This is a genomic window from Pseudoalteromonas sp. T1lg88 (assembly GCF_002964765.1).
Classification (GTDB): Bacteria; Pseudomonadota; Gammaproteobacteria; order Enterobacterales; family Alteromonadaceae; genus Pseudoalteromonas.
Window position 1 is genome coordinate 298299 of the sequence record NZ_PQCF01000032.1, and the last position, 21640, is coordinate 319938.

The 21640-nt window shown below is 49.4% G+C and carries 20 protein-coding genes; 14 read left to right on the top strand and 6 right to left on the bottom strand.

Annotated elements, in window-relative coordinates; translation table 11 throughout:
- The first annotated feature begins 53 nt into the window (after positions 1-53).
- The 5 genes from clpX (at position 54) to C2M34_RS13010 (ending at position 7732) form a co-directional block, all read left to right on the top strand.
- A complete protein-coding gene (gene clpX, locus C2M34_RS12990; protein ID WP_105199129.1) occupies positions 54-1337 on the top strand; it encodes an ATP-dependent protease ATP-binding subunit ClpX in 1284 nt (427 codons plus the stop codon).
- 156 nt (positions 1338-1493) lie between these two features.
- On the top strand, positions 1494-3854 hold the full coding sequence (lon, locus tag C2M34_RS12995) for an endopeptidase La (RefSeq protein WP_105259022.1): 2361 nt from the start codon (positions 1494-1496) through the stop codon (positions 3852-3854).
- Positions 3855-4078: 224 nt separating this feature from the next.
- Positions 4079-4351: a nucleoid-associated protein HU-beta gene (hupB, locus tag C2M34_RS13000; RefSeq protein WP_105199131.1), complete on the top strand. Its 273-nt coding sequence runs from the start codon at positions 4079-4081 to the stop codon at positions 4349-4351.
- A gap of 158 nt (positions 4352-4509) precedes the next feature.
- Positions 4510-6411: a SurA N-terminal domain-containing protein gene (locus C2M34_RS13005; protein WP_105259023.1), complete on the top strand. Its 1902-nt coding sequence runs from the start codon at positions 4510-4512 to the stop codon at positions 6409-6411.
- Positions 6412-6601: 190 nt separating this feature from the next.
- Complete coding sequence (locus tag C2M34_RS13010; protein WP_158681449.1) at positions 6602-7732, top strand: hypothetical protein; 1131 nt, start codon at positions 6602-6604, stop codon at positions 7730-7732.
- Between the two features lie 17 nt (positions 7733-7749).
- On the opposite strand, the gene C2M34_RS13015 is transcribed toward C2M34_RS13010, so the two are convergent.
- From C2M34_RS13015 to pspF, 6 genes are read right to left on the bottom strand one after another with little or no spacing between them, the layout of a single operon-like run.
- Entirely contained in the window at positions 7750-8511 is a 762-nt protein-coding gene (locus C2M34_RS13015) for an ATP-binding cassette domain-containing protein (RefSeq protein ID WP_105199133.1), read from the bottom strand.
- Complete coding sequence (locus C2M34_RS13020; RefSeq protein ID WP_105259025.1) at positions 8511-9506, bottom strand: oligopeptide/dipeptide ABC transporter ATP-binding protein; 996 nt, start codon at positions 9504-9506, stop codon at positions 8511-8513. The genes C2M34_RS13015 and C2M34_RS13020 overlap by 1 nt, the downstream gene beginning before the upstream one ends.
- A complete protein-coding gene (locus C2M34_RS13025; RefSeq protein ID WP_105259026.1) occupies positions 9506-10399 on the bottom strand; it encodes an ABC transporter permease subunit in 894 nt (297 codons plus the stop codon). Before C2M34_RS13025 ends, C2M34_RS13020 begins: the two co-directional genes overlap by 1 nt.
- Positions 10386-11420, bottom strand: coding sequence for an ABC transporter permease (locus tag C2M34_RS13030; RefSeq protein ID WP_105199136.1), 1035 nt, complete (start codon positions 11418-11420; stop codon positions 10386-10388). The genes C2M34_RS13025 and C2M34_RS13030 overlap by 14 nt, the downstream gene beginning before the upstream one ends.
- Complete coding sequence (locus C2M34_RS13035) at positions 11417-13021, bottom strand: ABC transporter substrate-binding protein (protein WP_105212960.1); 1605 nt, start codon at positions 13019-13021, stop codon at positions 11417-11419. The genes C2M34_RS13030 and C2M34_RS13035 overlap by 4 nt, the downstream gene beginning before the upstream one ends.
- Positions 13022-13024: 3 nt before the next feature.
- Positions 13025-14116 (bottom strand): phage shock protein operon transcriptional activator, encoded by a 1092-nt coding sequence (gene pspF / locus C2M34_RS13040; protein ID WP_105259027.1) that lies wholly within the window; start codon positions 14114-14116, stop codon positions 13025-13027.
- Positions 14117-14305: 189 nt separating this feature from the next.
- Between pspF and pspA the strand changes: the two genes are divergently transcribed.
- The 9 genes from pspA to apt all read left to right on the top strand — a co-directional run bounded on the left by pspA (position 14306) and on the right by apt (position 21638).
- Positions 14306-14977, top strand: coding sequence for a phage shock protein PspA (gene pspA, locus C2M34_RS13045; RefSeq protein ID WP_105199139.1), 672 nt, complete (start codon positions 14306-14308; stop codon positions 14975-14977).
- An 82-nt stretch (positions 14978-15059) separates the two neighbouring features.
- Positions 15060-15293, top strand: a complete 234-nt coding sequence (gene pspB / locus C2M34_RS13050; protein ID WP_105259028.1) for an envelope stress response membrane protein PspB — start codon at positions 15060-15062, stop codon at positions 15291-15293.
- A complete protein-coding gene (pspC, locus tag C2M34_RS13055) occupies positions 15290-15688 on the top strand; it encodes an envelope stress response membrane protein PspC (protein ID WP_105212958.1) in 399 nt (132 codons plus the stop codon). Before pspB ends, pspC begins: the two co-directional genes overlap by 4 nt.
- Positions 15689-15764: 76 nt before the next feature.
- A complete protein-coding gene (locus C2M34_RS13060) occupies positions 15765-17156 on the top strand; it encodes a YcjX family protein (protein WP_105259029.1) in 1392 nt (463 codons plus the stop codon).
- Entirely contained in the window at positions 17153-18202 is a 1050-nt protein-coding gene (locus C2M34_RS13065; protein ID WP_105212956.1) for a TIGR01620 family protein, read from the top strand. Before C2M34_RS13060 ends, C2M34_RS13065 begins: the two co-directional genes overlap by 4 nt.
- A 108-nt stretch (positions 18203-18310) precedes the next feature.
- Positions 18311-19495: a methionine gamma-lyase gene (gene megL, locus C2M34_RS13070; protein ID WP_105199144.1), complete on the top strand. Its 1185-nt coding sequence runs from the start codon at positions 18311-18313 to the stop codon at positions 19493-19495.
- A 237-nt stretch (positions 19496-19732) separates the two neighbouring features.
- Positions 19733-20530, top strand: a complete 798-nt coding sequence (gene phhA, locus C2M34_RS13075; protein WP_105199247.1) for a phenylalanine 4-monooxygenase — start codon at positions 19733-19735, stop codon at positions 20528-20530.
- 10 nt (positions 20531-20540) lie between these two features.
- On the top strand, positions 20541-20885 hold the full coding sequence (locus C2M34_RS13080; protein ID WP_105199145.1) for a 4a-hydroxytetrahydrobiopterin dehydratase: 345 nt from the start codon (positions 20541-20543) through the stop codon (positions 20883-20885).
- Positions 20886-21092: 207 nt separating this feature from the next.
- Complete coding sequence (gene apt / locus C2M34_RS13085) at positions 21093-21638, top strand: adenine phosphoribosyltransferase (RefSeq protein ID WP_105199146.1); 546 nt, start codon at positions 21093-21095, stop codon at positions 21636-21638.
- Positions 21639-21640 lie beyond the last annotated feature (2 nt).

A 21640-nucleotide genomic window follows, 5' to 3' on the forward strand; every position in this document is an offset into this window, starting at 1 on the left:
GTCCATTTGCTACAATGTAATAAAGCTCGTAGCGTAAAGAATGAGGTAGCTGAATGTCCGATAAACCAACAGACGGCGAAAAGACAAGTAAACTGCTGTACTGCTCGTTTTGTGGTAAATCTCAGCACGAAGTACGTAAGTTGATCGCAGGCCCATCCGTTTATATTTGTGATGAGTGTGTTGACCTGTGTAACGACATCATCAGGGAAGAAATTAAGGATATCGCACCTAAGGCGAGCGCATCCGACAAGTTGCCGGTTCCTAAAGAGATCCGCTCTCACCTCGATGATTATGTAATTGGCCAAGAACACGCCAAGAAAGTACTGTCGGTTGCTGTGTATAACCACTATAAGCGTCTGCGCAACGCTGGTAACAGTGACGGTGTTGAACTAGGCAAGAGTAATATCCTGCTTATCGGTCCTACCGGTAGTGGTAAAACCCTGCTAGCCGAGACCATGGCGCGCCTATTGGATGTGCCTTTCACCATGGCCGATGCCACCACCTTAACCGAAGCCGGTTATGTGGGTGAGGATGTTGAAAACATCATCCAGAAACTATTGCAAAAATGCGATTACGACGTTGAAAAAGCACAGCGTGGTATCGTTTATATCGATGAAATCGATAAGATTTCTCGTAAGTCTGATAACCCGTCTATCACCCGTGATGTATCTGGTGAGGGTGTACAGCAGGCCTTATTGAAACTGATTGAAGGCACGGTAGCCTCGGTACCACCACAAGGTGGCCGTAAGCATCCGCAGCAGGAATTCTTGCAGGTTGATACTTCTAAGATCCTATTTATCTGTGGTGGTGCTTTTGCCGGTCTTGATAAGGTTATCGAGCAACGCAGCGCTAAGAATACTGGAATTGGTTTTGGCGCCGATGTGAAATCGAGCAGCGCCGAGCGCAGCCTGAGCGAATCATTTAAAGATGTCGAGCCGGAAGATCTGGTTAAATATGGTCTGATTCCTGAGTTTATCGGTCGTCTGCCTGTGGTTGCGACATTAACCGAGCTCGATGAAGATGCACTTATCCAAATCTTGAATGAGCCGAAAAACGCACTGACTAAACAGTTTGCATCGCTTTTTGCGATGGAAAATGTTGAGCTCGAGTTCCGTGAAGACGCACTTAAAGCCATTGCTCACAAAGCGATGGAGCGTAAAACCGGTGCCCGTGGTCTGCGTTCAATCGTAGAAGGCGTATTGCTTGATACCATGTACGAATTGCCGTCGATGGAAGATGTCAGCAAGGTGGTGATCGACGAAACCGTGATCAAGGGTGAATCAGACCCCATACTTATCTACGAGAACAATAATCAGGATAAGGCTGCTTCTGAATAATACCCTTTCATTTCAATGAAGTGGTGTAAAAAATAAGCAATTCTAAATAAAAAGGAGCCTCAGGCTCCTTTTTTTATAAATTTGTTGAACTTTGCCCAGCCAATCCCCATATACTTGGGTAATCATTAAATTTTAAGAAGTCCGAAGAGAGTTAGCATGACGCTTGAAAGAACGGATCGCGTAGAGATTCCTGTACTGGCTTTAAGGGACGTGGTGGTGTATCCCCACATGGTGATCCCGCTATTCGTCGGTCGTGAAAAATCCATTCGTTGCCTTGAAGCAGCGATGGAGAATGACAAACAAATTTTCCTGGTGGCGCAAAAAGACGCCTCGGTGGACGATCCAACCAGTGATGAAATTTATACCGTAGGTACGGTTGCCAGCGTATTACAGCTATTAAAGCTGCCTGACGGCACGGTTAAGGTACTGGTTGAAGGCACGCAGCGTGCGCGTATCGAAAAATACACCCAAGAAGACGATTTTTTTGTTGCCGAGGTTGAATATATTCCCTCCAGCGATATTGATGAGCGTGAGCATGAAATCTTTATTCGCAGTGCGATAAGCCAGTTTGAAGGCTATGTAAAACTGAATAAAAAGATCCCGCCTGAGGTATTGACCTCGGTATCTGGTATCGAAGAGCCGGCGCGCTTGGCCGATACTATGGCCGCGCATATGCCGATTAAGGTGCCGGAAAAGCAAAAGGTGCTGGAGATCAGTGATGTCACCGAGCGCTTGGAATACCTGATGGCCATGATGGAAGGCGAAATCGATCTGCTGCAGGTCGAGAAGAAGATCCGCGCCCGAGTGAAAAAGCAGATGGAAAAATCGCAGCGTGAGTATTATCTCAACGAGCAGATGAAGGCCATCCAAAAAGAACTTGGCGAGCTTGACGATGTGCCGGACGAGTTCGAAGGGCTGCAAAAGAAAATTGCCGAGTCGGGCATGCCGGCCGAGGCCGAAGAAAAAGCCATGGCCGAGCTCAAAAAGCTGAAAATGATGTCGCCTATGTCGGCAGAAGCCACGGTTGTGCGCTCCTACATAGAAACCATCACCAATGTACCGTGGAAGAAAAAATCCAAGGTGAAAAAAGATCTGGCCGGGGCGCAGAAAATCCTTGATGCCGACCACTACGGTTTAGAAAAGGTCAAAGACCGCATCATTGAATACCTAGCGGTGCAGCAGCGTACCAATAAGCTTAAAGGGCCTATTTTGTGTTTGGTTGGTCCTCCGGGGGTGGGTAAAACCTCACTGGGGCAGAGTATTGCGCGTGCCACCGGTCGTAAATATGTGCGTATGGCCTTAGGTGGGGTCCGTGATGAAGCGGAGATCCGTGGTCACCGTCGTACCTACATAGGTTCTATGCCGGGTAAGCTTATCCAGAATATGACCAAGGTGGGCGTACGCAACCCGCTGTTCTTGCTTGATGAAATCGATAAGATGTCATCGGATATGCGTGGCGACCCGTCGTCGGCATTGCTTGAGGTATTAGATCCGGAGCAAAACAGCACCTTCGCCGATCATTACCTTGAAGTGGATTACGACCTGTCGGATGTGATGTTCGTGGCGACCTCGAACAGCTTTAATATTCCTGGCCCCTTGTTGGACCGTATGGAAGTGATCCGCCTGTCCGGTTACACCGAAGACGAGAAGCTCAATATCGCCAAGCAGCACCTTATTCCTAAACAGATCAAGCGTAACGGCTTAAAGGAAAACGAGCTGACCATAGACGACAGCGCCATTATCGGTATTGTTCGTTATTACACGCGTGAAGCGGGTGTGCGTGGCCTTGAGCGTGAAATCTCTAAGCTGTGCCGTAAAGCGGTGAAAAACATCCTGCTTGATAAGAGCCTGAAGCATATCACCATAGACGAGAGCAACCTTGAGGAATACCTTGGGGTGCAGCGCCACGACTATGGTAAGGCCGAAGGTGATGACCGCATTGGTCAGGTAACAGGTTTGGCTTGGACCGAAGTGGGCGGTGATTTGCTGACCATAGAATCATCGGCGGTACCGGGCAAGGGCAAGCTAAGCTATACCGGCTCTTTGGGCGATGTGATGAAAGAGTCGATTCAAGCGGCCATGACGGTAGTGCGCGACCGCGCTGAGAAGCTGCGCATTAACGCGGATTTCCATGAAAAGCGTGATATTCATGTGCACGTGCCGGAAGGGGCAACGCCAAAAGACGGCCCAAGTGCAGGTATCGCCATGGTCACCGCCTTGGTTTCCAGTCTGACCGGTAACCCGGTGCGCTCGGATGTTGCCATGACAGGGGAAATTACCCTGCGTGGTGAAGTCCTGCCTATCGGTGGCCTAAAAGAGAAACTCTTGGCGGCACACCGAGGTGGTATTAAGACGGTGCTCATTCCGCAAAAGAATGAGCGCGACTTAAAAGAGATCCCCGAAAATGTGCGTGAAGGCCTGTCTATTCACCCTGTGCAGTGGATTGACCAGGTGTTGGAGATAGCTTTAGCCCAGCCAATTGCGCGTTTTAGCGCTGATTGCGCAAAAAGTGAGTGAAAATAGTAAAAAAATCTCTCAAAGGGCTTTTCAAATCACTAAGGTGTGATAAGTTAGGCACTGGATTTGAGCCTAGGCCTTATGTGGCCTAGGTTTCAAGACGATTAAGGCGTTTGGAAAGGATGCGTTCTTTTCTAAATTAAATAGCACAGAGATGCTCTCCAGCTGAACATTTTTCACAAGCTGAGTCGCTCTGGATAATAACAATGTAAGGGGATGATATTGTGAATAAGTCTCAATTAATCGATCAAATCGCAGCTGATGCTGATATCTCTAAAGCGGCTGCCGGTCGTGCGTTGGATTCATTCATTGAGTCAGTATCAAATGCACTTAAAGATGGCGATTCAGTTGCTCTAGTTGGTTTCGGTACTTTTTCTGTACGTGAGCGTGCTGCTCGCACCGGCCGTAACCCACAAACTGGCGAAGAAATTCAAATTGCTGCTGCAACCATTCCTTCGTTCAAAGCAGGCAAAGCGCTTAAAGACGCAGTTAATTAATTTGCGAAGCTTGAATTGCTAGCAAACGGAAAACGATTGTTAGCTTCAAGTGAAAAAGCGTATCTGCTAAGATACGCTTTTTTTATATCCTTCACTTTATTGCGAGGCAAAAACCAAGCACAGTGGAGGGGGTACTAAATAAATAGAGATAAAGATAAATGCTAGAAAAAATCAGAGAAGGCTCGCAAGGCTTGGCGGCCAAAATCATTCTAGGGCTAGTGATTTTATCTTTTGCTTTGGCAGGGATCGGGGGCTACTTAGGTCAGACTACCGAGCAATCCGTCGCTGAGGTGAACGGGGTAAAAATCACGCAGCGCGACTTTGCCAGAGCATTCGACAACGAACGCGCTCGTCAAGAGCAGCAATTCGGTGAATACTTTGCGCAACTAGCCAATGACCCAAGCTTTATGGCACAACTTCGCCAGTCTGTTATCGATCGCTTAATCCAACAAGAACTACAATCGCAATTAGCGGCAGAAATGGGTTTACGCATCAGCGACGCAGAAGTACGTAAAGCAATTATAGACATGCCTGCCTTCCAGTTTGGCGGCAAGTTCAGCAACGACCGTTACCTTCAGGTAATGCGTCAAATGGGTTACCAGGCCGATGACTTCCGCGAGTTTCTTCGTAAAGAAATGACCCGCTCACAACTGGTAAGCGCCTTGGCTGGTACCGACTTCACGCTTAGTAACGAACTAAGCCAGGCGGTTGGTCTGCAGCAGCAAGAACGTGCCATCGATTACTTAGTGCTTGATAATGCCAAGTACAAAGAAACGGTGTCCGTAAGCGATGAAGAAATTCAAAACTACTATGACTTGAACCAGGCGCAGTTCTTAGCTCCTGAGCAGGTTAAAGTGGCTTACGTTGAGCTTAACGCCGACAATCTTGAATTAGCAGCGCCTATCAGCGCCGAGCAAATTGCTGAGTATTATCAGCAGAATATGGCTATGTACAGCGAGCCAGAAAAGCGCCGTGTTGCTCATATCCTAGTTGAGAACAGCGAAGACGACGCTGCGGCCGAGCAAAAAGCCGAAGAGCTGCTTGCACAATTACAACAGGGTGCCGACTTTGCCGAGCTTGCTGAAACTCAGTCAGATGACATAGTGAGTGCCGAGCTAGGTGGTGATCTTGATTGGATTGAGCGCGACATGCTTGACCCTGACTTCGAAAACGCTGCATTTGCCCTAACCGAGGTGGGTCAGCTTTCAGAGGTAGTTCAATCTGAGTTTGGTTATCACATCATTAAACTAACCGACTTACAGCCGGGTGAAAGCAAGGCCTTAGCCGATGTTGAGCCTGAGATCCGCAGCGAGCTTGAGAAAGTAGAAAAAGCCGACATTTATTACGAGAAGCAAACCGAGCTTGCAGAGCTGGCGTTTGAAGTATCGGATAGCCTGGAAGATGCGGCAACTGCCATTGGCGCTACTGTGCAAACCACAGACTTGCTAGCGCGTGCGCAACTGCCTGCACCGCTAAATCAGCCTAATGTTGCTTCAGTTATCTTCTCGCCAGAGCTGCTTGAAGACCGTGTTAATTCTGAAGTGTTAGAGCTGGGCAGTGAGCATGTTGTGGTAGTGCGTGTTGTTGAGCACAAGCCGGCGGCTACCAAAGAATTGGCCCAGGTAAGTGAGCAAATTAAAAATATCCTAGTAGCAGAAAAAGCCTCAGCGCTTGCCAAAGAGCAGGCCGAGACTCTATTCGCTGAGCTACAAGCGGGCACAGCAATCGCTACCTTAGCAGAGCAAGCGGGTGTGGAGCTACAAAGTGAAGATAAGCTAACGCGCCGTACCTTTAGCGTACCGCCAGCATTGACTCAGCAGGTGTTCAAACTGGCGCACCCAGATACGGCTCCTGTGGTTGATTTGGTTGAGCTTAATAACGGCAACGTAGCCTTGGTAGCGCTTAAGTCGGTAAACACGCCGAGCGAAACCGAGGTGAACGAGCAGATCAAGCAAAGCCTGACCATGCAGTTGGCTAACAAAAACTACCAGACCTTCGTAGAAGCGCTGGAAGCGCAAGCGGAAGTACTGCGTAAGCCAATGGCACCGCAAGGCGAGTAATAATCGCAAAGTATAAAAGAAAGGCCGCATTAGCGGCCTTTTTTATTGCTGTATTCTGTTTATATTTCATACAAAACTGATATGCTAAATAAAATAATATTCTATAAATAGAATTCACAGCCTTGGCCAAGTTTAGGAAAACGAACGTCAAGACTTTATCTAACCAACTAATAAGAATAACGAGAATTTCATGTATAGATTTATACTCTTGGCGATCACTAGCCTGCAACTTGGAAACACAGTGCTAGCGACGGAAACAGGTATGCCACCGGCAACTCATAATGTGTTTTACCATGCACAAAAGGGTGATAGCTTTGAAGTTGAGCGCTGGTTACGTGAAGGTGGTGACCCGTCTTATGTCTATAACGACAAGTATAAATCCTATACCCCATTGCATGCGGCATTGGCATGGGCGCAAAGCAGCTGGGATGACGTCAAGGGCGACTCGGTATATCAAGATCCGGTGGATGTCGTACGGGTGCTGTTAAAATACGATGCAGATATGGATTATCTCGCTTCAAGGACCTTGCGTTATACCCCCAAGGATGAAATTTTATTCTCCCCCTTATTTCGTGCCGTTTATAACGATCAGGTCGAGTCAGCGCGTCTGCTGGTTAAGGCGGGTGCAAAGCTGTCATATCCACAGGATAAGTTCAGTGTGACCAGTCGAGTGAGCACGCGCACGATGAGAACCATAGACATGACTCAGGCGCTGTCCTACGTTAAATCGGCGGAAATGGCCTGGATGTTTGAACAAGAGGGTAAGTATACGCTGATGGATTTGGCGCATTTCTTCGTAGAATACCCGAAAGAAGGAAATAAAGCGGACTACTATAATCTGGCAAAGGTGTTTATTGAGCGGGTGCAACGGCATGAAAAAAATATTGCCGCCTTGTCAGAGCCTGAGCAAAGGGCGGTATTGAAACTTGCCGCTATGATACCCGAACTTAAGGCCAACCTGATCCGTGGTCCGCAGCAGCAGGGCTGCGAAATGGCGCAGAGCGTGATTGCGGGACATGAAGAATATAATTTAGCCGGCGTTATCGGTATGGGGGCTAGCCCAGAGTGTTATATGTACTTTAAAAAATTAGGCCTGACGCTGCCGAGTGATTTGGCTGAAAGCAAGGCTAACGATTTGCATTTTGCCGTGTATTACAACAACTATGCATTGGCGAAGTGGTTGAGTGAGCGCTCCCCCGAGTTTTTAGCTCAAAAAGATAAGCTTGGCCGAACTCCAGTCTACCTTGTTAAGGATCATGCCATGCTTGATATGTTGGTTGAGAAGGGGGCTGTGGTGCCAAAACAACAGACAACGCCCTAAAGGCTTTTTTACTGGCGCTAGCAGGTTAGCAGGCGTTGACAGGTTTTCGATTGCGGATTGGCGAATATCTCCTGGGTGTTACCGTACTCGACGATTTCGCCATGATCCAGCACCATCACCTGGTCGCTCATATGCTTTACCAGACTCAGGTGGTGGGTGATCAGCACATAACTTAAACCCGTCTCGCGCTGCAGCTCCAGCAACAGATTCACCGTTTGCGCTCGTACCGAAGGGTCTAAGGAAGAGAGAGCTTCATCAAGTACCAAGACCTTAGGGTCCAGGATCAGTGCTCTTGCCAGTGCCACCCGTTGTAGCTGACCACCGGAAAACATATGCGGATAATAATGACGGTGCTCGACCAGCAGGCCAACCTTAGACAAGGTTTGTTTAATTTTTTCCAGACGCTCGGCAGCGCTTAAATCCGTGTTAAAGCGCAGACAATCGTCCAGGGTTTCCTCTATGGTCAGTGCCGGATTTAGCGAGGTGGTCGGGTCTTGAAATATCAGGCGGATGGCACTGCTATCGCCTAAATGTTTGGGACCATCCTTAATTAACTCACTTTCGAGAATAATTTGCCCGCTACTGAATTCATCGGCGCCGGCCAATACCTTGGCCAGGGTACTTTTACCGGCTCCGGTTTCACCTATTACTGCCAGGGTTTCGCCCAGACCAATGCAAAAAGAGATATCCTTGAGCAGGGCCACCTTTTTACGGTTAAGCAAACCGGCACGGACATTGATCAGCTTATTCAGTGCTTGCACTTTTAGGAGTGGTTGCATCAGTCTTGCTCCTGCTTATGCAGTGGAAAATGGCAGGCATAACTGTGGCCATGCTCTTTTTCCAGCTTGGGCGTTACCACACAGGCTTTTTGTGCGTTGGGACAACGAGGACCCAGACGACAACCTATGGGAAGGTGCTGCAAGGTAGGTATGGTGCCTTTTAGGGCATACAGCGGCTGTTTATGGCCCAGTGCAATATCGTAGTCGGGCAGGCTTTGTAACAGCGCCTTGGTATAGGGATGGCGCGGATGGGCAAATACTTGCTCGGTCGGCCCAGCTTCCACCATCTGGCCGCAATAAAGTACGTTTATACCATGAGTCCAATCGGTGAGCTCTTCTAGTTCATGGGAGATCATCAAGATGGACATGTTTTTCAGCTGGTTTAAGCTTTTTAACAGTCTGAATACCTGAGCCCGCGTGGTGCTATCGAGTGCCGTGGTCGGCTCATCGGCAATAAGTAAGCGCGGTGAGCGGGCGATGGCCATGGCGATCATCACCTTTTGACATATGCCTTCGGAGAGCTCATGGGGGTAGCTTGAGAGCACCTTGGAGTGCTCCTTGATCCCCACCTTATGTAAAAGGGCGCGCACCCGTTTTTTCTTTGCGCGGCGACGTTGGAAAATATTACCGCTGTAATCCGCTTCGGGAATACTTTCTTCGAGCTGATCGCTGATTTTTGCCGTCGGGTCGAGGCAGCGACTCGGCTCCTGATAGATCATTGCCAGGTCTTGGCTTACCAGCTTACGACGCTTTTCATCGGACAGCCGCATTAGATCCACGCCGCGCCAATGCATACGGTCTGCACGCACTTCCCAGCGTTGGTTTAAGGCACCTACCAGGGCTTTGGCGATTAGGCTTTTCCCCGAGCCGGACTCACCAATAAGGGCATGCACTTCACCTTCTTTAAGGCTGAAGTTCACACCGTCGACCACACGAATAATGGAGTTCGAGGTCTTTAGTTCTATGGTGAGGTTGCGAATATCAAGTAACTGCATCAGTCCGCCCGTCGCTCTTTAAGCACATTGCGCAGGCCATCACCAACCAGGTTGGTGGACAGCACGGCCAAGAATAACAAGATCCCCGGTAGGGCTACGGTCCAAGGCGCCAGATAAATTAAGCCGAGGTTTTCCGCCAAAATTGCGCCCCATTCCGCGGTTGGGGGTTGGGCGCCGAGTTTTAGAAAACCTAAGGCGGCAATATCTAAAATAGCCAGCGACAAGGCCATGGTGAAGATAACCACTATGTGCTCGTAAATATTGGGGAAAATACCGCGCCCCAAAATTTGCCAACGGTTGGCACCGTCCAAACGAAAGGCACTGATATAGTCCTTGCCCAGCTCTTCCACCACCAGATTTCGAACCGAGTGAATAAACTGTGGCAGCAATGCAAAAATAATGGCCCAGACGGTATTCATCAAACCCGGACCGAGAATGGCGATAATAATAATAGCCAGCAGCAGCGAGGGGATAGACAAGGTGATATCAAGCAGGTGATTTAAAAAACTGGCTCGCAGTCCGCGGCTGATCCCCGCAACCGTGCCCACCAGCACGCCGACCAGGGTGGCCATCAGCGCCGCCACTATGGATAAACCAAAGGTGTAGGTAGCACCGTTCATCAATCGGGAAAGTACATCGCGACCCAAGTCATCGGTGCCGAGAATAAAGCGTACATCGCCGTCTTCGTGCCAGGAGGGCGGGATCAGCAGCGCATCGGCGTGCTGCTCATTGATACCATAAGGCGCTAACAAGGGGGCGGTGGCGGCTAACACAGTCAGCGCCAAGAACAACCATAGGCCGACCAGGGAAACGTGATTGGCCCTAAACCTACGCCACAGTCTTGAAAGCGGCGAGATATTGGATTGCTCGGTAAATAATTTAAAGTTTGCCATGCGCTTGATTCCGTGAGATCGGGTCGAGCAGGGTGTAGAGTAACTCGGTGAAAATAGTCGCAAAAATAATAAACACCGAAATGGCTAACAGGCCACCCTGAATAGCGGGGAAGTCACGCTGATAAATGCTGTCGATAAGCCAACGGCCTATGCCCGGCCAGGAGAAAATTACTTCGGTGATCATCGCCAAGGTGATCAAGGCGCTAAACTGCAAACCGATTTGTTTAATTACCGGCAGTAAGGCATTGCGCAAGGCGTGGTGCATGATCAACTGGCGGCGGCTAAGACCTTTGGCGCGAGCGGTTTTAATGTAATTTTGCTCCAGCACATTAAGCATGGAATCGCGGGTAAAACGCACCAATACCGTGGTTGGGTAGGTGGCCAGCACCAAGGTTGGCAGCGCCAGGTGATGCAGAGCATCGGCAAAGGCCTGACCGCCATAGGGAAAACCGGCGATCATTACATCGAGAAGTATAAAGTGAGTGCTGGCGGGTATTTCGTACAACAAGCTGATGCGCCCAGACATGGGGAACAGACCTAGTTGCAGGCAAAACATCATGATCAACAAAAGCGCCAACCAAAATATAGGCACCGAATAACCCACTAGGGTGATGCCGCTGATCAGTTTATCGGGCCAACGCCCCTGCGACAGCGCCGCGAGAATACCGGCGGGCACGCCAACGATAACAGATACCAATAACGCATACACGGCAAGCTCAAAGGTGGCCGGTGCCAGGGTGAGCACATGGCTAAAAACCGAATCCCCCGAGGCAAAAGACAAGCCCCAGTCTCCCTGTAAAATACGCCCGACAAAGGCCAGGTACTGGCTGATATAGCCCTCATCGAGGTGATACTTGGCGCGTAGCTCGGCACTTTGTGAAAAGCCCGCGGTTTCTATACCACTGAAATTGGTCAGTGGCTCGCCGGGAAACAAATAGCCCAGGGAAAAGGTGAACAGGCTCAAGGTAAAGAGCATAAATAGCAGCAAGGAAAAGCGGCGAATGGCAAACTCTAATATCATGGCATTTTACTCGCGTGGGCCAGGGAAATACCGCCAAAGGGGCTCAGGGTAATGCCTTGAATATTCGCATCATTAGCCTGTGAGCGTTTACCGTGGGCCAGAGGCAGCAACGGCAGCTGCTCGGCGATCATTTGCTGCGCCTTAACATAAAATGCCTTGCGCTGGGCTTGATCTGTGGTGGCCAGGGCCTGGGTGAGTAAAAAGTCGAATTCCGGGTTACACCAGTTGGCCGGGTTTTTACCGCTGAAGGTGGCGGCACAACTGAGTAAGGGGCTAAAGAAGTTATCCGGATCCGGGGTGTCGGCAGCCCAGCCTAATAGCACGCTGTCGTGGCGATGCTCATCAACACGCTGCAAAAAGGTGTTCCATTCGTATTCGACGATACGCACCTTAATACCCACCTCGCGCAGGTCGCTTTGCATCAGCTCCGCCATTTTGCGGGCGTTAGGGTTGTAGATTCGACTTACCGGCATGGCCCAAATACTCATATCAAAGCCATTTTCATAACCGGCTTCGGTCAGCAGCTCCCGGGCCTTGTCCGGATTGTATTCGGGCAGGTTGTTTTGTTCCTGATAGGCCCAGCTGATGGGCGGCAACATAGAAGTGGCTTTAACACCCTGGCCGTAATACACCGCCTGCATGATTTTATCGACATTAATGGCGTGGGCAAGGGCGCGGCGCACATCGGGGTCGTTAAAGGGCACGCGCTCAGTGTTAAAGGCCCAATAGCCGATGTTTAAATTATCCTGTTGCTGCAAGTCTATGTCGCTGCGCTCGCGTAATACATCGAGCTGAGTGGCGCTGGGGTGCGGAGTAACGTCGCATTCCTTGGTCAACAGCTTAACGATGCGCGTGGTACCGTTGGGGGTGATATCGAACACCAGCTGGTCGAGGTTCACCTGATGCTCCCAGTAATCCGGGTGGCTGTAATAGCGAATAAAGCGGTCCCGTTGAAACTCGCGATAAACAAAGGGACCTGTGCCCACCGGATACTGATCAAACAGCTCCATACGCTCGCTTTCCATCAGCTTCATGGCATATTCCCGCGAGGTGATGGCGGCAAAGTCGGTGGCCAGGTTGGCTAAAAAGCTGCTCTCGGCGTTAAAAAGCTCAAAGGTCACCTGATATTCTGAATCTTTGCGAATATTGCGGATCAATTGATCTAAGCCAACACTTTGAAAATATGGGTAATTGGCTTCACCGACAAAGTGATAGGGGTTATAAACATCGAATAAACGATTGAAGGAGAAAACCACATCATCGGCGTTAAGCAGGCGTGTTGGCGTAAAATAGGCGGTGGTGTGAAACTGCACATCTTCACGCAGTTTAAAGGTGATTTCTGTGCCATCTTTGTTGATTTGCCAACTGGTGGCGAGCTCGGGAATAAACTCACCGGTGACCGGGTCGATACGCAGCAAGCGGTTGTACAGTTGTTTGGAAATGAGGTCTATGGTGGAGCCGGAGGTGGTCACCTGGGGGTTAAATGACACCGGGTTGGCTTCGGCGCAGTACACCATGCCTTCTATGGGCGCATAGCGGGCATCTTCATTTTGGCACCCGGCGAGAACCACCGCCACAGTGCCTAACAACCATTTATACACGGGCTAAGCCTCTTGTTTTTGCTGCGAATCAAGCAAATTGTATTTCTTTAAATATCCTCTCAGTTGATGATACGTTAATCCGAGCATTTGTGCAGTTTTCTTTTGATTAAATTGACTAAATTTAAGCGCTTGGCGCAACAGTTCGGTTTCGTATTCGGCGGATAGCTGCTTTAGATCGCACGGGAAGCTAAAGCCAGGCAGGGTCGGGCTGCTCGGCGCGGTTGCCGCGGCTGGAACATCAGAACTTGGTGTTTGCTCGTGAGCGCTTGATAAGGGCATAGCAGCTTTACGGTTACTCGAGGCTTGCGGTCGAAATGGACTGGCAAAAGGGTCGAGATGTATGCTGTGTACCGCCAGGTCTTCACTGCCGTGGCGATAAAGACTGCGCTCGATAACATTTTTCAATTCGCGCACATTGCCGGGCCAGTGATATTCCAACAGAGCTTGTTTGGCGCGGGTGGTAAAGCCGCTGAAAAGCTCCCAGCCTAGGTTGCGGGCCATGTTGATGGCGAAGTGCTCTGCCAATAACAGTATATCTTCCTGGCGCTCACGTAGTGGCGGCAAGGTGATCACATCAAAGGCCAGGCGGTCGAGCAGGTCATGGCGAAAGTGCCCGCTCTCGGCCAGGCTGGGCAAGTCTTCATTGGTGGCACATATTAACCGGGTGTCGACCTTGATAGGCGCGCGGCCACCGACTCGTTCAAACTCACCATATTCAATAACGCGCAGTAGTTTTTCCTGCACCGCGGCGGGGGTATTGGCGAGTTCATCGAGGAACAGGGTGCCACCATTGGCGCGCTCGAAACGGCCTTCATGACGTTTGCTGGCGCCGGTAAAGGCACCGCTTTCATGGCCGAAAAGCTCGCTTTCAAGCAGGTTTTCATTTAAAGCCGCGCAGTTCAGGCTGACATAGTTTTGATCCCAACGGCGCGAGAGGTAGTGCAAACGGGCGGCGATCAGCTCTTTACCTGTACCGCGCTCACCAATAACCAGTACGGGCTTATCCAGCGGCGCCAGTTGCGAAACCTGATCGAGTACGGATAAAAAACTGTCTGATTGGCCGAGTAGATTGTCATTTTTACTAAACTGACTCATTTACACTAACTCTTAGTAATATTTGCTAAAGCTTAGTGTATTTCATTATTTGACGATTAGAAAGAGGTTTGTTAAAAGTGGTATAACTAAATGAAAAATATGGCTTTATTAAGTTATTTTAAAGTTGGCAAGCTACTTGATACCACCTAGAGTAGTCAACGAAGACTTCTACATTTGAGGTATAAGATTATGGGAATTTTCTCACGTTTTGCAGATATCGTTAATTCGAATATCAATGCCATTTTAGACAAGGCTGAAGATCCTGAAAAGATGGTACGCCTGATCATTCAGGAAATGGAAGACACCTTGGTTGAGGTGCGTTCTACTTCGGCAAAAACACTGGCGGAAAAGAAAGACCTTAGCCGTCGTTTAGAAACACTGAACAAACAGGTTGAGCAGTGGCAGGAAAAAGCCGAGCTGGCGCTGTCGAAAGACCGTGAAGACCTGGCTCGTGCTGCGCTTATCGAAAAGAACAAGGCGGCGGAAGCCCAAGTGGCTTTAGAGCGCGAGATGGAGCACGTTGAAGAGCACATCAATAAGCTACAGCAAGAGATCAGCACCTTGCAGGAAAAGCTAAGCGATGCCAAGGCCCGTCAAAAAGCCATTATTTTACGTCAGCGCTCGGTGCAATCGCGCCTTGATGTGAAGAAAACCCTTGATGGTAACAAGGTGCAGGATGCCCTTGATAAGTTTGAGCGTTACGAAACTAAAATCGACGGTTTAGAAGCCCAGGTTGAGTCTTACGAGCTAGGTCAAAAGTCACTATCCGACGAGATTGAACAGTTGGAAAAAGACGAGAAGATCGACGACGAATTGTCGGCGCTTAAAGCGAAAATGGGTAAAAGTGATAAAGCAGAATAACAATGATTAGTGGGCGAGCTCGACAAGTTTCACGGCTACGCCCACACTTATAATACGCCGAAGCAACAGGCAGGAGAGGAAGATGTTTGATTTTGATTTATTAATGCCCCCCATAGTTATATTTATGATATTCGTGGCGCCGCTGTGGCTTATTCTGCACTACCGCAGTAAAAAGCAAGTAAGCCAGGGTTTGAGCGAACACGAGCATCGTCAATTGAATGAGCTGGCGCATAAGGCCGAAAAAATGGCCGAGCGTATTCATACGCTGGAAACCTTGCTCGATCAGGAATCTCCGCAGTGGAGGAATAAGGTATGAGCACTAAACGCGAACTCTATCGCGACCCCAAACGCGGTAAATTAGCCGGGGTGTGTGCGGGGCTCAGCGACTACTTTAATATCGAGCTGTGGCTGGTACGCATTATTTTTGTGACCGCCGTACTGCTTTCCGGTGGCTCACTGCCTGTCGTCGCCTATATTGCCGCCTGGTTTATTCTTGACACCAAACCTGCCGAGGATACCAAAGGTGAAGCCCAGAAAGCGGCACATGTGGGCGAAGTAAAAGCCAAGGTGTGGCAAAAGGGTGAGCCGCCGCGCAGGGCACTGAAAGATTTAAAAGAGTTTATGACGGATTTGGATACACGTATTCAACGTATGGAAACCCATGTGACCTCGCCAACCTTTACGGTGAGCCGAGAAATAAACAAACTCTAATAATCCCATCCTGCCCAATGGATAAGCTGACCCCGTCGGCTTATCCTTTTATTGTTATAAGGATAAAGGAGCTAATTTGTCCTACTCTCGCCTTGACACACTTAAAGATAAAGCTAAGAAAACACTGCAGCGCACCCTTGATGGTCATATCACACTGGCGGTGACCGGCCTGTCAGGCAGCGGAAAAACTGCGTTTATTACCGCCTTGGTACATCATTTAAGCGAGCAGGCCAATGATAAAAACCTGCCGTTTTTTCGCGTTATGCGTGAAGGACGCCATATAGCGACCGCCCAGGTGCCACAAAAAGCGCTGAATATTCCAACCTTTGGCTATCGTCATGCGATTGAAAGCATTACTCAGGAGCCACCACAATGGCCACAATCCACCAAGCGCATTAATACATTGCGCTTGGCCATGCGCTATCGTCCCGAACGCGGGCTGCGGGCGCAACTTGGCGACACCGCAACCCTGACCATAGATTTAATCGATTACCCCGGCGAATGGTTAATGGACTTACCCATGTTGAACATGGATTACGCCACCTGGAGTGAACGTCAGCTCACCATGCTCAATTCCAGAGTGCGTCGCGTCCATAGCGAGGCTTTTTTAGCGCAACTGGCTGACTTTGATAGTCAGGCTCAGGTGGACGAGGGGCAGCTTAAGGCGCTCAGCAATGAATATAAGCAGACGCTTACGGCCATAAAGGCCCATGCCCATGCCGCCAATTTGCAGCCCGGGCGCATGCTTATTCCAGGTGAACTGGAAGGGGCGCCGCTGTTGGCTTTTTTCCCATGCCCAACGCCGGATCTACAGGGCGAAAACACCCAGTACAAGCAGTTGGAAGCGCGCTTTGAGGCCTATAAAAATCAGGTGGTTAAGCCGTTTTATAAGGACTATTTCTGCCGTTTTGACCGCCAGGTGGTGCTGGTGGATTTACTTCAGGCATTAAAACTCGGTCCGGACATTTTTGCCGAGCAGGCCGAAGCCATTACCGAGCTACTGGCGTTTTTCGAATACGGTAAAAGCAACCTGTTGCGACGCTTGTTCCGCCCCAATATAGATAAGCTGTTGTTTGTGGCCAATAAGGCGGATCAGGTGGGGGTTAATTACCATCAGGATTTAGCCTTGCTGCTTCATGACTTAGTAAAGGCCAAGGCCAACGAGCTTGCCTTTGCCGGAGTTGAAGTGGACACCATGGCCATGGCCGGGGTGTGTGCCACCCAAAGCAAGATGGTGAGCGAGCAAGGGCGTGATCTGCACTGTATTTACGGTAAACCCTTGAATGAAGGAAACTGGCTCACCTATTTACCACCGCAACCGCCGAGGCATCGTCTAAGCGAAGGCCAGTGGCCAAAGCAAGGTTTTGATTATATTGATTTTGCGCCGCTGCCTGGCAATGACGGCAAGTTGCGTCATATGCGCCTCGACCATGCCTTAGAATTTTTATTGGGAGATAAGCTGCGATGAGCGACGAAGTAAAGTTGAGCGCCGGACGCCGCATACAAGAGCAAGGCCCTAAGCAGGTCGCAGAAGAACTAAAAGGTGCACAGATAGTGGCGCGCACCGAGCAGGCACCAATCAGCGATGAAGAAGCTGTGTTTGGTGATGAGTCTGAGCTTGAACAAAGTATTGAAATGACAATCAAGGGCCGCAAGGGCTCCTTGTTAAAACGCTTATTCGTATTTTTACTGCTGAGTTTAATCCTGGTGGAGACCGGGCTAAGCATTATGGCCAGCTTTGCCACCGCATGGTGGTTAGGTGCCTTATACAGCGCCGTGATCGCCTTGGCTGTACTATTAATGGGGCGCTTGTTATGGCGTGAACTGGTGAATTTAAAGCGTTTAAAAGTCAACCAACATCATCAGCAGCAGGCCGAGCGTTTGCTCGAGAGCGAGCAAATAGGGCAGGCTTTGCCCTGGTTACAAAGTGTGAATCAAATTCAAACCCACCCAGAATTTGAAACTTTTAAGGCCCGCATTGGCGATCATTTAAGCGACCGCGAGGTGATGATTTTATATCGCGATACCTTGTTGGTCAGTCAGGACCAACAAGCCAAGAAGTTGATCAATCGTTATGCGGTGGAGTCTGCTGTGCTGGTGTCGGTCAGCCCTTTAGCCGTGGTCGATATGCTGGCGGTGCTGTGGCGCGGTTTAAAGCTTGTGGATACCTTGGCTAATAACTATGGCCTGGCGCTCGGTTATATGAGCCGGGTGCGCTTATACCGCAGTTTGCTTAAGCAGATGCTGTTTGTCGGTTCCACCGAAATGCTCGCAGATTTGGCCGCCACTGCCTTTGGCGGCAAGTTGTTGAGCGTGTTGTCGACTCGGGCGGCGCAGGGCCTCAGTGCCGGCGTGCTCACCGCACGTATCGGCTATAAAACCATGGAGCTCTGTCGTCCCTTACCGCGGCTTGAAGCCAAACCTTCGCTGCTTAGGGCCACGGTGAAAAGTTTGGCCAGTCGTCTGGCTCGCGCCGATAAGCAAAATAATGAAGAGCAAAAAAACGTCAACTAAGGTTGACGCTTTTTTGGCCCTAAAATGGTGTTAGCTGGCCGTCCAAGCGGCTAGCGTGCTTGTTTTTCAAACAATTATGCCCCTATTTTAAAAGAAAAAAGGTGCATTATGAGCAAACACACATACACAGACCAAACCCTTTGCATCCACAGCGAGCAAGGTCGACAGGATCCTCACAGGGCGCTGGCCGCGCCCTTATACCAAACCTCTACTTTTGTTTTCGACAATACAGCGCAAGGGGCCGCACGCTTTGCCGGTGAAGAAGCGGGTTATATTTATTCGCGCCTGGGCAACCCCACGGTACGCGAGCTTGAAGAGCGACTGGCGGCACTTGAACAATGTGAAGATGCAGCGGCCTGCGCCACGGGTATGGGCGCGGTATCGGCGGCGGTCATGAGCTTTTTAAGCGCCGGCGATCACCTGATCGCCTCCAGCACAGTGTATGGCTGCACCTATGCCTTATTCAGTCATCTGCTCACTCGCTATGGTGTAGAAGTGACCTTTGTCGATTTCAGTGATCTGGACGCCATTAAGGCGGCGCGCCGACCGAACACTAAAATGGTATTTCTGGAAACCCCGGCTAACCCGAATATGAGGGTGTATGATCTTGAGCAGATCTGTGCTTTTGCCAAAATGCATCAGTTGATAAGCGTTGTTGATAACACCTTCTTGACCCCGTTGTTGCAAAAACCGGCCACCTTGGGTGCGGATTTAGTAGTACACAGCGCCACAAAATACCTAAATGGTCATGGCGATGTAGTGGCAGGCCTGGTATGTGGCAGCGCCGAGCATATAGAAACCATAAAATTTACCGTGCTTAAGGACATAGGCGCGACCATGAGCCCGTTCGACGCCTGGTTGATCCTGCGTGGTTTAAAAACCCTGTCGGTACGCATGCAGGCGCATTGCCAAGGGGCACATAAGGTGGCCGAGTATTTGGCCGCTCACGAAAAAATTGAAAAGGTGTATTACCCTGGTCTGGCAGGGGACCCCGGCCATGCTTTTATCGGCACGCAGATGAAAGACGCAGGCGGGGTGATTGCATTTGAGCTTAAAGCCTCGTTAGAAAAGACGGAGACCTTTATAAATTCGCTTGAGCTTTGCACCTTGGCCGTGAGTTTAGGTGACACCGAAACCCTGATACAGCATCCGGCCTCGATGACACACTCCACCTATGAGCCTGAGCAGCGCCGCGCCGCCGGGATAAGCGATGGCCTGGTACGCATTTCCATTGGTCTTGAAGATGTTAATGAAATTATTGCGGATTTAGAAATGGGCTTGGCGTCCATTTAAAATCGACTGTATCAAAAACGTTACAAGTATTTATTGTTCACCCCTTTAAAATAAAGGGGTGTTTATTTTTCGAAACTCAGGTGTATTTTTATCTTTACGTGTTTGCGGGTTTGCCCAAAACCCATATCGACTCCATCTATTACAAATTTTCGTACTTTTACTTAGTATCTGGTTAACACAGATTAGCTGCCAATGGCGTATTTAGGTGCGCGGTTGGTCGAAGATGCAAAGGTTATTATGGCTAAGTCAAGCAAGTATGTTTCCAAGACACCCGATGAAAACGGCGTGATCCACTGGAGCGATGAAGAAAACCAAATTTGGGCAGAACTGGTTGAGCGTCAACTGGCCTGTATCGAAGGCAAGGCGTGTGATGAGTACCTGGAAGGTTTAAAGAAAATTAACCTGCCACATGATCGTATTCCGCAGTTGCATGAGCTGAACGAAGTACTAGAGCGTGAAACCGGCTGGCAGGTTGCCCCTGTACCAGCGCTTATCGACTTTGATGAGTTTTTCCGCCTGTTGGCCAACAAGCAATTCCCGGTAGCGACCTTTATTCGTACCCGTGAAGAGTTCGACTATCTGCAAGAGCCGGATATTTTCCACGAGATCTTTGGTCACTGCGCCATGCTGACCAACCCGGATTTTGCCGAGTTTACTCATAAATACGGCCAGCTAGGCTATGCGGCGGATAAAAAAGACCGCGTATATCTTGCGCGTCTATACTGGTTTACCGTTGAGTTTGGTCTAATGCAAACCGAAAAAGGTCTGCGTATTTACGGTGGCGGTATCTTATCGAGCCCGGGTGAGACTCAGTATGTTTACGGTGATGAGCCGGAAATTAACCCAATGAATGTACAGGATGTGCTGCGCACGCCTTACAGAATCGATATTATGCAACCTGTTTACTACACCATTAACTCTATCCATGATTTATTTGATATTTCTCAAATGGATTTAATGGCGTTAGTAGCTAAAGCAAAAGAATTAGGCTTGTTTGAGCCAAAATTTCCCCCTAAAGAAAAATTAGCAAGTTAAGGAATTAGTAATGTCTGAATTAAGCGCACAAAAATGTGAAGCGTGTCGTGCGGATGCGCCTAAGGTGTCAGATGATGAATTGGCAGTATTGATCAGAGATATCCCTGAGTGGGTGCCTGAAGTACGTGATGGCATTATGCAGCTTGAGCGTGTATTTAAGTTCAAAAACTTCAAGCAAGCACTAGAGTTCACTAATCTAGTAGGCGCCATGGCTGAAGAAGAAGGTCACCACCCAGGTCTTCTGACCGAGTGGGGCAAGGTAACCATCACTTGGTGGTCACACTCTATTAAAGGTTTGCACAAGAATGATTTCATCTGTGCGGCCAAAACAGACGCGGTTTTTGCTGCTCTGTAATTAAATACTTCCGTGTTTGAGCCACCTCGCTACTTGTTAGCCAGGTGGCTTTTTTGTTTTTCACATTGTGTTAAAGCAACTAAAAAGGGGCTCGCCGGCACATTATCCCCCCGTGTATTGACCCCCTGTGATAGCGCCCAAGCATGTATCTTCAAATCGTTTGGGTATATAATGCAGCGCTAAACAAAACAAAACATGAAATGAGTTATGAGCGCTGCTGATCTTGATTACATCAAGCAATCCATTGCCACGGTTGCCGATTATCCTAAACCGGGCATTATGTTCCGTGACGTTACCAGCCTGTTAGCCGACCCCAAGGCATTACAACTGACCATAGATCACATGGTGAATAAGTATAAAGACCTGGGCTTTACCAAGATCATTGGTACCGAATCTCGTGGCTTTATCTTTGCCGCACCTTTGGCTTATGTGTTAGGTGTGCCTTTTATTCCGGTGCGTAAGCCGGGCAAATTACCTCGTGCGGTCATTGCACAAAGCTACCAGTTAGAATATGGTGAAGATACCCTGGAGCTGCACCAAGACGCTATAGTGGCCGGTGATAAGGTATTGTTAGTTGATGATTTATTAGCAACTGGCGGCACCATTGAAGCCACCGCTAAACTCGTTGCCAAGCTTGGCGGCGAAGCAACACATGCTGCGTTTGTTGTCTCCTTACCTGATTTAGGTGGTGAGCAACGCGTGCGCCAACAGGGAATTGACGTATTTAAACTAGTCGAATTCGAAGGCGATTAAGC

Bases quoted from the DNA above. Each gene is read 5' to 3' on its own strand.
- C2M34_RS13020 (WP_105259025.1), bottom strand. From the start codon at position 9,506: ATGCAGTTACTTGATATTCGCAACCTCACCATAGAACTAAAGACCTCG.
- lon (WP_105259022.1), top strand. From the start codon at position 1,494: ATGACGCTTGAAAGAACGGATCGCGTAGAGATTCCTGTACTGGCTTTA.
- pspA (WP_105199139.1), top strand. From the start codon at position 14,306: ATGGGAATTTTCTCACGTTTTGCAGATATCGTTAATTCGAATATCAAT.
- pspC (WP_105212958.1), top strand. From the start codon at position 15,290: ATGAGCACTAAACGCGAACTCTATCGCGACCCCAAACGCGGTAAATTA.
- phhA (WP_105199247.1), top strand. From the start codon at position 19,733: ATGGCTAAGTCAAGCAAGTATGTTTCCAAGACACCCGATGAAAACGGC.
- C2M34_RS13025 (WP_105259026.1), bottom strand. From the start codon at position 10,399: ATGGCAAACTTTAAATTATTTACCGAGCAATCCAATATCTCGCCGCTT.
- C2M34_RS13030 (WP_105199136.1), bottom strand. From the start codon at position 11,420: ATGATATTAGAGTTTGCCATTCGCCGCTTTTCCTTGCTGCTATTTATG.
- megL (WP_105199144.1), top strand. From the start codon at position 18,311: ATGAGCAAACACACATACACAGACCAAACCCTTTGCATCCACAGCGAG.
- C2M34_RS13010 (WP_158681449.1), top strand. From the start codon at position 6,602: ATGTATAGATTTATACTCTTGGCGATCACTAGCCTGCAACTTGGAAAC.
- clpX (WP_105199129.1), top strand. From the start codon at position 54: ATGTCCGATAAACCAACAGACGGCGAAAAGACAAGTAAACTGCTGTAC.
- pspB (WP_105259028.1), top strand. From the start codon at position 15,060: ATGTTTGATTTTGATTTATTAATGCCCCCCATAGTTATATTTATGATA.
- pspF (WP_105259027.1), bottom strand. From the start codon at position 14,116: ATGAGTCAGTTTAGTAAAAATGACAATCTACTCGGCCAATCAGACAGT.
- C2M34_RS13080 (WP_105199145.1), top strand. From the start codon at position 20,541: ATGTCTGAATTAAGCGCACAAAAATGTGAAGCGTGTCGTGCGGATGCG.
- apt (WP_105199146.1), top strand. From the start codon at position 21,093: ATGAGCGCTGCTGATCTTGATTACATCAAGCAATCCATTGCCACGGTT.
- C2M34_RS13065 (WP_105212956.1), top strand. From the start codon at position 17,153: ATGAGCGACGAAGTAAAGTTGAGCGCCGGACGCCGCATACAAGAGCAA.
- C2M34_RS13005 (WP_105259023.1), top strand. From the start codon at position 4,510: ATGCTAGAAAAAATCAGAGAAGGCTCGCAAGGCTTGGCGGCCAAAATC.
- C2M34_RS13015 (WP_105199133.1), bottom strand. From the start codon at position 8,511: ATGCAACCACTCCTAAAAGTGCAAGCACTGAATAAGCTGATCAATGTC.